A 12,024-nucleotide genomic window follows, 5' to 3' on the forward strand; every position below is an offset into this window, starting at 1 on the left:
GTGCGCTGTCCTGCGCACACGGCAAGACCCGGGTTGGGCGTCCTGCCCAACCCGCCCGAGGCATGCCTCGGGCCCATGCGGCTGACACCCCCGCGCACCCAACCCGACCGGCCTCCGACAGATTTCGGTGGCCTGCACCCACGGAGAAGAAAATAAGATCAAAAGCGGGTCGCGCGCTGCGCTTGCTCGTGTAGAGCCGAGCCCATGCTCGGCTTCACGGACCGGCCAGAAAGCAGCCGAGCGTGGGCTCGGCTCTACAAAAAGCGGCCTGTCAGGCTGCCTTTGCTTTTGATCTTCTTTTCTCTTCCGTGGGTGGATGCGCACGGAACCTGTCCGTGGCCGGGCAGGTGGGCTGCGCAGGGGCGTGAGCCGCATGGATGCGGCGACCGAGCTTACATGGATGTACTTGCAGCGGCCCCTGTGCAGTCCACCTGCCCGGCCTCACCCATGAACTGCTCTACGTGTCCACCCACGAGGGGCTGCGCCGTTTGCTGGAAACTACAGCCCGATGCCGGCGTCGCCCTCGGGCTCCAGCGCCTTCACCAGCACCGCCGCCTGTGTGCGGCTGTGGCACTCGAGCTTCTTCAGGATGGCGGTGACGTGCACCTTCACCGTGTTCTCGGCCAGCCCCAGGGTGTAGGCGATCTGCTTGTTGAGCAGGCCATCGGCCAGGCAGAGCAGCACGCGGAACTGCTGCGGGGTCAGCTGGGCCAGGCGGCTGGCCAGTAGTGCATCGGCCTCGGAACGCTCGGCGGCCATCGCCGGGAACCACAGGCCGCCATCGAGTACTGCCTGCACGGCCTCGCCGATGGTCTCGGCCGGCGCGGACTTCGGGATGAAACCGGCGGCGCCGAACTGCTGGGCACGGCGGATCACCCGCGGATGGTCGTTGGAGGAAAGGATCACCACCGGGATGTCCGGATGCGAGCCGCGCACGTGCAGCAGCGCGGAAAAACCGTGCGCGCCGGGCATGGTCAGGTCGAGCAGCACCAGGTCCACGTCCGGCTGTGCGTCGAGCGCCTCGGCCAGCGCATCGGCACTGGCCACCTCGCGCACCTGCGCCAGCGGCAGGCTCTGCCGCAAGGACTGCACCACCGCCGAACGCAGCAGCGGGTGGTCGTCGGCGATCAGGATGGTGTATTCGCTCATGCCGCCATTGTACGGGCAGGCCGGAGCCTCAGCGCCCCGCCGGCTCGACGCTGCTGCGCCAGGCATCGAGGAACTGGCGGCGCTTGAGCGCATCCAGGTACACCAGCAGGCCCGGGCCGAGCTGGATCGGACGCCGGCTGCGGCCGGGCGCATCGTCGCCACGTGCGTTGCCGGTCACGATCGGCATCAGCCGCGCCTCGCGCGACAGCACCTGCTGGCCACGGGGCGACAGCAGGTAGTCGAGGAAGCGCCGCGCTTCTTCCGGGTGTGGGCCGGTACGCGGAATCACCGCAGTGCGCAGCACCACCAGCGTGTAGTCCTCAGGCTCGACGATGGCCAGTGGCGCGCCGGCATCGACCCGTGCCTGCGCGTAGGAACCAAGCACGTTGTAGACCAGCGACAGCTCGCCGCTGGCCACCTTGTCCAGCAGCACGCCGGTGCGCTCTTCGCGCACCACGTCGTTGTCGCCGAGCGCCCCCAGCAGCGCGCCGGCGATGCTGCCGCGCTGCGCATCCTGGGTTGCCAGCAGGTAGCCGACACTGCTGCGCTCGATGTCATAGGTGCCGACCCTGCCGCGCAGCGGTGCACCTTCGGCACGCAGCCGGTCCAGCAGCTGGCGGCGCGTGTGCGGCACCTTTGCCGAAGGCATTGCGCCGGTGTTGTAGACCATCACCACCGGCTCGTAGCTGATGCCGAAGGCCTCGTTGCGCCACTGCGCCCAGGCTGGCAGCGCAGCGGTCAGCGCCGAGCGATGTGGCAGCGCGTGGCCATCGTTGACCAGCTTGGTCTGCAGGTCCATGCCGCTGGAGATCAGCAGGTCCGGCGATGCCGGTCCACCGCGGTCGTGCAGGTAACGCGCGTACAGGTCCTGGGTGATGATGTCCTCGTACACCACCTCGGTGCCCGGGTGCAGCCGCTGGTAATCGGCAATCACCACCGCGAACACTTCGATGTCGGTAGTGCCGTGAATGCGCAGCTGCGCGGTGGCCGCCCCCTGTGCGGGAAAACGACGCACATCGCCGGGCGCGGCCAGCACCGGCAGGGCCAGCAGCAGGGCAACGGCCGTGGCAAACAGGCGGATCATGGACTGCTCCGTGGCAGACGGATGGTGGCGATCAGCCCGCCCTGCGGGCGGTTGCTGAGGTCGATGCGGCCGCCGTGGCTGTCGACCACCCGCTTGACGATGGCCAGGCCCAGCCCGGCACCGCCGGATCGCGCGCCCTCGCCACGCGCGAAGCGCTCGAATACGCGTTCGGCATCGGCAGCCGCGATGCCTGCGCCATGGTCGGCGATGGTCAGCACGGCCTGCCCGCTTTCCACGGTCAGCGCGATCTGCAACGGGCCGTCGCCGCCGTACTTCAACGCGTTGTCGACCAGGTTCTTGATTGCCTCGCGCAGCAGCAGCGCGTCGCCACGCACCTGCACCGGCTCGGCAGTCATCGCCAGTTGTACGCGCGGTGCCGGGCTTGCCTGCGGCAGTGCTTCATGTAACGCCTGGTGCACGGTCTCGGCCAGATCCACCGCCGCAAAGCGTTGCAGGTGCGAACGATGGATCACGCTGGCATCGCTGAGCAGCTGGTTGAGCAGCCGGCTCATATGCGTGGCGTTGCGCTCGATCGCCTGCAGGCTGCGTCGCATGTCCTCCGGATCGTCATCATCCAGCGCCAACTGCGCCTGAGCTCGCAATGCCGCCAGTGGCGTGCGCATCTGGTGTGCGGCCTCGGCCATGAACGCGCGCAGTGTCTCGTTGCTGCTGGACAGGCGCTCCATGAAGCGGTTCAACGCGGCCACCATCTGGTCCATCTCGCGTGGCACGCGGGCATCGAGCGGCTTCAGGTCGGACGGCTCGCGGCGCGACAGCTCGCGCTCCACCCGCACCAGCGGCCGGAACGCACGATGCACGCCGAACGCCACCAGCGCCAGCAGCAGCCCGGACAACACACCGATCGCCAGCAATGCACGATTGACCATGTCCTGCGCAACGGCTTCGCGCGCGCGCCGGGTCTGGCCCACCTGCACCTGCACCTCGCCCTGTGCCGAGGCCGCGGCGAAACTGCGGCCGACCACCACGAAGCGCACGGTTTCGCCGCTGTAAGGGGCGTCGAACAGCTGCGGCTGGGTACCGGGCCTGCGCGGCGGTGTCGGCAGATCACCGTAGCCGGTGATCAGCGTGCCGCGGCTGTCGGCCACCCGGTAGAACACGCGGTCCTCCGGGGCCATCGCCAGCAGGTCCAGCGCCGCATAGGGCAGATCGACCTGCCACTGGCCGTCGACCAGGGCCACCGAATCGGCAATGGACAGCGCCGAGGACACCAGCAGGTGATCGTAGGATCGGTTGGCGGCGCGCTGGCCGTAATCGCGTGCGGCGAACAGCAGGGCCACCGCGAACACCGCCAGCAGCACGCCGAGGTAGAGCAGCAGCGTGCGCCGCAGCGAACCCGGCGCCGCAGTCGCAGCACGCGTGTCAGCCATCGGCGTCGGCATGGGTATCGCTGGCTTCCAGCAGGTAACCGACGCCACGCACCGTGGTGATGCGCAGCGGCGCGCCCGCCAGCTTCCTTCTCAGGCGACCAACGTACAACTCGATGGCATTCGGGCCCGCTTCGTCATCGAAACCAAACAGGCCGTTGCCGATCTCGTCCTTGCCGACCACCTGGCCAAGACGGCCGACCAGGATCTCCAGCAGGCGGTATTCGCGGTTGGGCAGTTCGATCGGCTCCCCGTCGAGGCTGACCCGGTGCGCGGCGTTGTCGAACTGGAAGCCGCCGATCTGCACCACTTCGCTGGCCTGGCCGCGCGCACGCCGCAGCAGCACGCGGCAGCGCGCTTCGAACTCGCGGAAATCAAACGGCTTGCCCAGGTAGTCGTCGGCCCCCACATCCAGCGCCTGCACGCGATCTTCGATGCCGTCACGCGCGGTCAGCATCAGCACCGGCGTGCTGTCACCGCGCTCGCGCATGCCGGCCAGCACGCGCAGGCCATCGAGCTTGGGCAGGCCGATGTCCAGCACCACCAGGTCGAAGCTCTGGTAGCGCAGCACGCTGGCAGCGGCCAGGCCATCGGCCTGCCAGTCCACGGCGTGCCCGCTGCGGCGCATCCGGCGGATGATCGCATCGGCCAGATCCGGATTGTCTTCGACCAGCAGCAGGCGCATGGGCACTCGGGTGGGAGGGGAACCGAATGCTACCGCATGCCGCCGCTGGGCTCGCCGGGCGCGGCACGGCGAGCCCAGCGGCCTGTGCTTTTCGCTGCACCGCACAATCCGTTGACAGGACGATGACAGCTTGCCCGACCCAGACTGCGGCCGCGCACCGTCCGGTGCCCACGATTGCCGCGCGCCTGGCGCGCACCTGGGAGGGTTTGTGGAATTCACGTTTGCCTGGCGGCGTCCTGCCGCCATGATGGCGCTGGCTGTCCTGTCGGTGCCGGCCTTCGCCGCCGAAGACGACCGTCCGGTCACCGCCACCCTGGGTGGCCGCCTGCACCTGGACTTCGCCACCTTCGACAACGACAACCGCGGAACGCCGAACAAGGATGACACCGAGATCCGCCGTGCATGGGTCGATGTGTCCGGCAAGTTCTTCGTGGTCGACTACAAGCTGGAAGCCGACTTCTCCGGCGACCGCGTCGAGGCCAAGGATGTCTACCTGGCCCGCAGCTTCGGCAAGGCGGGCAAGCTGACCGTGGGCCAGTTCAAGCAGTATTTCTCGCTGGATGACCGTACCAGCTCCAACTACGGCAGCTTCCTGGAGCGCGGCAACGCCGGCACCACGCTGGCGCCGCTGTACCGCCTGGGTGCGTCCTGGCAGGCCAACCCGGGCGACTTCACCTGGGCGGCCAGCCTCTACAGCCTGGAGAGCATCGACGCCTGGCAGGTGAAGGGCCGCGCGGCGGGTGGTCGCGTCACCTGGGCGCCCTCGCCCAGCGACGGCGACGTGCTGCACCTGGGCCTGTCGCTGGCCCGCGAGGCGTACGACAACCCCGGCGCCAATGGCGTGCCCGGCCTGCGCATCCGCCCGCGCCCGGCCGGCCACCTGTCCGACGAGAGCCGCCTGACCCTGGTCGACTTCTCCGCCGGCCGCGATACCGACGTCAACAAGTGGTCGCTGGAATACGCGCAGGTGCGCGGCCCGCTGTCGTGGCAGGGCGAGTTCAGTGGCGCCACCTTCGATGACGGCGCCCAGCGCGGCGATGTGATGGCTGCCTACGGCATGCTCAGCTGGTTCGTCACCGGCGAAAGCCGCGCCTATGACCGCAAGACCGGGCGCTTCGCGCGGGTGAAGGACATCCGCCACAAGGCCGGTGCATTCGAAGTGGCGCTGCGCTACGACCAGATGTGGGGCGCGCAGCACCTTGATGGCGCGCCGGACCTGCGCCGCGGCAGCACCGAAGCCTGGACGCTGGGCGGCAACTGGTACCTGCGCGACAACCTGCGCTTCATGCTCAACGTGATCGAAAGCCGCAACCGCGACCGCCTGGCCGGGGTGACGGTGGACCGCACCCGCGCGGTCACCGGCCGCCTGCAGTACGACTTCTAGGCCCGACATTCCGGGCATTCCGCCCGGGCCCCTTCCACTCCCCACGTCCTGTTTTCGCAAGGAGTCCGCAGATGATGCTGAGCATCCTCGGCTTTGGCATGGTCATTACGTTCATGTACTTGATCATGAGCAAGCGCCTGTCGCCGCTCGTCGCCCTGATCACCATTCCCATCCTGTTCGCGCTGATCGGTGGCTTCGGTGCCGGCATCGACGAGATGATGCTGGAGGGCATCAAGAAGATCGCGCCGACCGGCGTGATGCTGATGTTCGCCATCCTCTACTTCGGGGTGATGATCGATGCCGGCCTGTTCGATCCACTGGTGCGGGTGATTCTGCGCTTCGTCAAGGGCGATCCGATGAAGATCGTGCTTGGCACCGCCGTGCTGGCGATGCTGATCTCGCTCGATGGCGACGGTTCGACCACCTACATGATCACCGTCTCGGCGATGCTGCCGCTGTACCAGCGGCTGGGCATGAACGCGCTGAACATGACCTGCGTGACCATCCTCGCCGGCGGCGTGATGAACCTGACCCCGTGGGGCGGCCCGACCGCACGCGCGGCCACTGCGCTGCACGTGGACCCGGCCGATGTGTTCGTGCCGCTGATCCCGTCGATGGTGATCGCCTGTGCCGGCGTGCTGCTGCTGGCCTGGTACCTGGGCCTGAAGGAACGTCGTCGCCTCGGCGTGGTGACCCTGCCCAAGGGCGGCAGCTGGATGGACAACAGCGTGTCCGATGACAGCAATCCGCTGCCGACCGTGGAAGACGCCGAGGACATCAAGCGGCCGAAGCTGCTGTGGGTGAACCTGGCCCTGACCGTGGCGCTGATGACCGCGCTGATCATCGGCGTGCTGCCGATGCCGGTGCTGTTCATGGTCGGCTTCGCCATCGCCCTGGTGATCAACTACCCGAACCTGGCCGAGCAGCGCCGCCGCGTGGTCAACCACGCCGGCAACGTGCTGTCGGTGGTGTCGCTGATCTTCGCCGCAGGCATCTTCACCGGCATCCTCAACAACACCGGCATGGTCGAAGCGATGTCGCACAGCTTCCTGGCGGTCATTCCGGAGTCGTGGGGCCCGTACCTGGCGGTGATCACCGCGGTGGCGTCGATGCCGTTCACCTTCTTCATGTCCAACGACGCGTTCTACTTCGGCGTGCTGCCGATCCTGTCCGAGGCCGCCGGCAACTACGGCATTACTCCGGTGGAAATGGCGCGCGCCTCGCTGGCCGGCCAGCCGGTGCACCTGCTCAGCCCGCTGGTGCCGTCCACCTACCTGCTGGTGGGCCTGGCCAAGGTCGAATTCGCCGACCACCAGAAGTTCACCCTGAAGTGGGCCATCGCCATCTCGATGCTGCTGATGATCGGCAGCCTGCTGTTCGGCCTGTATCCCCTCGCCGCCTGACCCTTTGCCAAGGAGCCTTCTGCAATGACGCTTCGAATCGCTTACGTCACCAGTGGAATGGGCAGTGTCGGCACTGCCATCTGCCAGAGCCTGGCCCGCAGCGGCCACACCGTGGTTGCCGGCTGCGCGCCGAACTCGCCGCGCAAGGCCAACTGGCTGCGCGAGCAGCGCGAACAGGGCTTCGACTTCATCGCCTCCGAAGGCAACGCGACCGACTGGGCCTCGACCAGCGCCGCGTTCGCCAAGGTCCGCGCCGAAGTGGGTGAGGTCGATGTACTGGTCAACAACTCCGGCGGCAGCCGCGACCTGCTGTTCCGGCAGATGACGGTGGAGGACTGGAACGCGGTGATCGCCTCCAACCTCAACGCGCTGTTCAACCTGACCAAGCAGGTGGTCGACGGCATGGCCACGCGGGGCTGGGGCCGCATCATCAACATCGGCTCGGTCAGCGCCCACAAGGGCCAGATCGGCCAGGTGAACTACGCCACCGCCAAGGCCGCGATGCATGGCTTCAGCCGTGCGCTGGCCGCCGAGGTGGCTTCGCGCGGCGTCACCGTCAACACGCTGTCGCCGGGCTACATCGCCAGCCAGGCGATCAGCAGCTTCCCGCCGGATGTACTGGACCGGCTGGCGGCCTCGGTGCCGGTGCGCCGCCTGGGTCGCCCCGAGGAAGTGGCCGGCCTGTGCGCCTGGCTGGCCTCGGATGAAGCCTCGTACGTGACCGGCGCCGACTATCCGGTCAACGGTGGCCTGTACATGGGGTAAGCCAGTCTCCACGCTGCGCGTGGACCGCCTCCCCCACGGAGTGCGCGGGGCCGGTGAACCTTTGCTTGCGAAGGGAATCCGGCCCCCTTTTTCATCCGGCTGCGGGACCTGCGCGGGTGCCCGGCACCATTCGTTGGTTTTCCGTAAAGAAGGTTTCATGTTCCGTTCGCATAGTGGCCCTGCACCGCGCACGCGTGCCGGTGATCACCCCCCATGCAACGGACCACCATGCAGACCCGACACCTGACGATCGCCGTAGCGATCGTGCTCTCCGCCGCTGCCAGCGCCCATGCCGCCACCACCGCCGATACCGGCGCCAGCACCGATGCCGCGCTGAGCGCGCAGACGCTGGATACCGTCTCTGTGATCGGCCAGGGCGAGACCCGCCAGGTGCAGCGCATCACTGCCGTGGACAAGCAGGTGCTGCCGCCGGGCACCAGTGGCCAGAAGATCCTCGATCGCCTTCCGGGCGTGTCGGTGCAGTCCAACGATGCCTTTGGCGCCAACGAGGAATCGCAGACCATCAGCCTGCGCGGCTTCGACAAGAGCCGCCTGGGCTACACGCTGGACGGCATCCCGCTGGGCGACAACAGCTACGGCAATTACAACGGCCTGAGCATCGCCCGCGCGATCATCGCCGAGAACCTGGCCGGCGCCGAACTGTCGCAAGGCATTGGTTCGCTGGGCGTGGCCTCGACCAGCAACCTGGGCGGCACCATCCAGTATTTCTCGATGGATCCATCCACCGAATTCGGTGGCCGCGCCAGCGTCACCGTCGGCGACAACCACCAGCGCCGCGGCTACCTGCGCGTGGACACCGGCGACCTCAACGGCTTCTCGGCCTATGTGTCCGGCGTGCACCAGGACCAGGACATGTGGGCCGCGCCGTACCAGAACCAGACCACCCGCCAGTTCAATGCCAAGGCAGTGTGGAACGTTGGCGACCACCGTTTCGGTGCGTTCGTGGCGACCTCGCGCGCCAGCCAGGCCAACTATGCCTACCTGTCCAAGGACATGCTGGCACGCGGACTGGGGTATGACTGGAACATCTACGCGCCGGACTGGGATCGCGCCGTCGCCGCCGCGTACTGCGCGCCTGGCACCTACAACAAGGCGCGCTGCAAGTTCAGCGGCGGCGTCAACAGCATCGACGATGCGTACTACCAGAGCCGTGCGCTGCGCGACGACAACCTGTACTCGGTCGATGCCGACCTGCGCCTGGGCGAGCAGGGCCGCCTGAAGCTGCTGGCCTACCACCACGACAACCGTGGCCAGGGCCACTGGTGGGCACCGGGCCAGCCGTCCTACCCGGGTACCGACAGGATGCTGCCGATCTCGATCCGCAGCACCAACTACACGATCAACCGCGATGGCCTGACCGCCGCGCTGTCGTGGACGGTGGGCATCCACGAGCTGGAAGCCGGCCTGTGGTACGAGCAGAACGACCATAACGTGTCGCGCAACTTCTACTACATCAGCGGCCCGTTCCTGGACGACCTGTACCTGAAGAACCCCGACCGCTTGCTGTTCAACCAGGACTTCGACATCCGCACGCGCCAGTTCTACGTGCAGGACCGCATGCGCTTCCTGGACCAGCGCCTGACCGTGGACGTGGGCATCAAGAGCCCGAACACCCGCATGCGCGCCACCGCGCAGCCCGGCGTTGAAACCCGCATTGCGTCGGGCACACTGACCGCCAAGGAATCGGTGCTGCCGCAGGTAGGCCTGGGCTTCAAGCTCAACGCCAACAACGAGCTGTTCGCCTCCTACGCCGAGAACATCGCCGCCTTCGTCGGCGGTGGCAGCGGCGGCCCGCTGCAGGTGTCGCCGGAATCGTTCGCGGCCAGCGCCGGGCTGGAACCGGAGAAGTCCAAGAGCCTGGAAGCCGGCTTCCGTACCTTCGGCGAGAAGTACCAGGCCTCGATCGCTGCATACAACGTCAAGTTCGACAACCGCCTGCTGTCGCTGAACCCGTGTTCGAGCATCGAAGTCGGCACGCGCCCGGAGTGCGTGACGCGCTTCATCAACGTCGGTTCGGTGAAGAGCCATGGCGCGGAACTGACTTTCATCCTCAAGCCGATTGATGGCCTGCAGTGGTACAACGCGCTGTCCTGGAACAAGACCACCTACGAGGATGACTACACCTCGGGCGGTGCGATCGTTCCGGTGGCCGGCAAGATCACGGTGGATACGCCGCAGCGCATGGCCTCCAGCGAGATCAGCTGGAACCGCGACGGCTTCTTCGCCAGCCTGCGTGCGAAGTACACCGGCAAGCGCTACTACACCTACACCAACGACCAGTCGGTGCCGGGCGTGACCACCTTCGACGCCGGTGCGGGCTACGATTTCGGCCCGGGCCTGGGCCTGGGCAACGTGCGGGTGTCGTTGAACGCGACCAACCTGACCAACAAGCGCTACGCCGGCCAGCTGAGCTCGTTCGCACCGACCGATCCGAAGGGCACGCGCTATGCGATCCATGCGAGCGCACCGCGGCAGTTGTTCATGACGGTGGCGGCGGAGTTCTAAGTCAGAAGCGGGCGCTGCGGCGCATTGAGTTTTCCTGCATGGCGCAGGTAGGCAATTCCCAGCGCCGGCGCGGAGGCAATGGAAAGCTAGAGCAAAAGCAAAGCGCCGGGCATTGACCGGCGCTTTGCTTTTCAAGCTTTTCAAACGCAATCCCTCTGGTGGACCTGCTGCCGCGCCCGCAGGAAATTGTCTGGAGGAGGCGGGGCACCCTGGTCAGGACCGTTGGCGCCATGGATGGCGCCATCGAGCACCATGGTGCCCCGCCTCCTCCCAGCCGATAGCAGGCAGGCGCAGGAGGATCCGCCAACGCATTTCATTCCGGCGCCAGCTGGTCCATCCGTATCCGGTTGGCGAACAGCGAGAACGCCAGCATGCCGGCCAGGCCGTTCGCCCGGCTCACCCAATGCGGCAGCCAGCGCGGCGGCTTCAGCACCCCCGCCTCGAACAGCGGCGCGAACGCGATCGCATCGGCCAGGCTCATCTTGCCGGCGAACAACCAGCGGCAGACCTGCAGGCGGTCCTCGGCCAGCATGTGCCGGAAGAAGGTATGCACCGATACCAGGCCGCGCAGGTACACCGTGTCCTTGGTGAAGGCCAGGCCGCCGCTCGGCGGCACGCCACGGAACACGCGCTGGGCCGAGGCGAAACTCTCTTCCGCGTTCTGCCCGGCATCGCAGAAATAGCGGAACACTTCGATGAAATCAGCGCCTTCGCGTGCCATCGCAATCGCTTCGGTACGCAGGCTGATGCGTTTCAGGCGCTCGATGTCGATGCTGCCGGTGATCTGCTCGGCGAAGGTCGCCAACCCTTCCTGGGTCGCCGTTACCCGTGGCGAGGACAACGCCAGGCTCGGCAGTACCGGCTGGCCGCGGCCATTCAATGCGGTCAGCGAATGCACCAGCGCTTCATGGTGGAACAGCTGCGCCCGGTCGTAGGCGCTGAAGCGCGCGCTGGTGCGCAGGCGGATGCGGGTCGGGCCGGCGGCGGCCTTGGACACCAGTTCCGGGTCGAGCTGCACCTGGATGATGCGCGATTCGAAAAACGCATCCAGATCATTCTGCAGCTGCAGCTGCAGGGCGATGGCCGAGACCGGCACCTGCTCTTCCGGCGCCAGCAATTCGTGGTCCAGTTCGGCGGCAATCTGTATGAAGTGGCGCGCCGCGTCGCGCGTGCTCGGGCCATTGCCCGGCAGCGGCTGCTCGGGGGCGCCGAACAGCTGCACCGAACAGGTATCAACGGCGGCGGTGCCCAGTCCTTCCAGCAGCTGCGCGGCCAGGTCCCAGCTCTGCGCTGACTGCCGCACGTAGTGGCCCAGCGGATGAGTGTCGTCGCAGTCGGCTGCGATCGCGGCCAGCGCGCGACGTTCTTCGCTGAAGTCCAGCCGGGGGTAATCCACCTTCGGCAGCACCGGCTGGCCACGCGCCACGCTGTCCAGGAACGGTGCCTGCAGCGTTGCCGGCCAGCTGGTCAGGCCCAGCAGGCGGATGCCTCCCACGGCCTCGACCAGGCGCGCATCGAGCGCTGCATGGTGGGCCACGTCACGGTCCAGCGTCGCAGTCGGTTCCATGCGCGGACTATAACGCCCTGCCCCTGCTTTGGTAGGTGCCAACCTTGGTTGGCATCCGCCGACGGCGGGCTTGCCG

9 protein-coding genes are annotated in these 12,024 nt (G+C 67.3%); 4 read left to right on the top strand and 5 right to left on the bottom strand.

The genetic code is table 11. From position 1 onward, the window contains the following. Positions 1-498 precede the first annotated feature (498 nt). From AC5P7I_RS02545 to AC5P7I_RS02560, 4 genes are read right to left on the bottom strand one after another with little or no spacing between them, the layout of a single operon-like run. Positions 499-1,149, bottom strand: a complete 651-nt coding sequence (locus AC5P7I_RS02545; RefSeq protein WP_014648360.1) for a response regulator — start codon at positions 1,147-1,149, stop codon at positions 499-501. Positions 1,150-1,177: 28 nt separating this feature from the next. Next, positions 1,178-2,233, bottom strand: a complete 1,056-nt coding sequence (locus AC5P7I_RS02550) for an ABC transporter substrate-binding protein (RefSeq protein ID WP_262088127.1) — start codon at positions 2,231-2,233, stop codon at positions 1,178-1,180. Then, the gene (locus tag AC5P7I_RS02555; RefSeq protein WP_262088128.1) at positions 2,230-3,621 is read right to left on the bottom strand and encodes a sensor histidine kinase N-terminal domain-containing protein; all 1,392 of its coding nucleotides are present in this window, start codon (positions 3,619-3,621) and stop codon (positions 2,230-2,232) included. Before AC5P7I_RS02555 ends, AC5P7I_RS02550 begins: the two co-directional genes overlap by 4 nt. Then, positions 3,614-4,303 carry a response regulator transcription factor gene (locus tag AC5P7I_RS02560; RefSeq protein WP_072167605.1) on the bottom strand — a complete coding sequence of 230 codons (690 nt, stop codon included), beginning with the start codon at positions 4,301-4,303 and terminating at the stop codon, positions 3,614-3,616. Before AC5P7I_RS02560 ends, AC5P7I_RS02555 begins: the two co-directional genes overlap by 8 nt. 244 nt (positions 4,304-4,547) lie before the next feature. Here AC5P7I_RS02560 and AC5P7I_RS02565 point away from each other — a divergent pair, with 244 nt between their 5' ends. The 4 genes from AC5P7I_RS02565 to AC5P7I_RS02580 all read left to right on the top strand — a co-directional run bounded on the left by AC5P7I_RS02565 (position 4,548) and on the right by AC5P7I_RS02580 (position 10,381). Next, positions 4,548-5,687, top strand: coding sequence for an OprO/OprP family phosphate-selective porin (locus AC5P7I_RS02565; RefSeq protein ID WP_032956563.1), 1,140 nt, complete (start codon positions 4,548-4,550; stop codon positions 5,685-5,687). Positions 5,688-5,761: 74 nt separating this feature from the next. Then, positions 5,762-7,090 carry a CitMHS family transporter gene (locus AC5P7I_RS02570; protein ID WP_005419191.1) on the top strand — a complete coding sequence of 443 codons (1,329 nt, stop codon included), beginning with the start codon at positions 5,762-5,764 and terminating at the stop codon, positions 7,088-7,090. 24 nt (positions 7,091-7,114) lie between these two features. Continuing rightward, entirely contained in the window at positions 7,115-7,855 is a 741-nt protein-coding gene (gene phbB, locus AC5P7I_RS02575; RefSeq protein WP_005419193.1) for an acetoacetyl-CoA reductase, read from the top strand. 228 nt (positions 7,856-8,083) lie between these two features. Next, complete coding sequence (locus tag AC5P7I_RS02580; protein WP_262088129.1) at positions 8,084-10,381, top strand: TonB-dependent receptor; 2,298 nt, start codon at positions 8,084-8,086, stop codon at positions 10,379-10,381. Between the two features lie 313 nt (positions 10,382-10,694). On the opposite strand, the gene AC5P7I_RS02585 is transcribed toward AC5P7I_RS02580, so the two are convergent. Then, positions 10,695-11,948: a flavohemoglobin expression-modulating QEGLA motif protein gene (locus AC5P7I_RS02585; RefSeq protein ID WP_075076345.1), complete on the bottom strand. Its 1,254-nt coding sequence runs from the start codon at positions 11,946-11,948 to the stop codon at positions 10,695-10,697. Positions 11,949-12,024 lie beyond the last annotated feature (76 nt).

This window comes from Stenotrophomonas sp. YJH_SMC_138 (genome assembly GCF_059369855.1).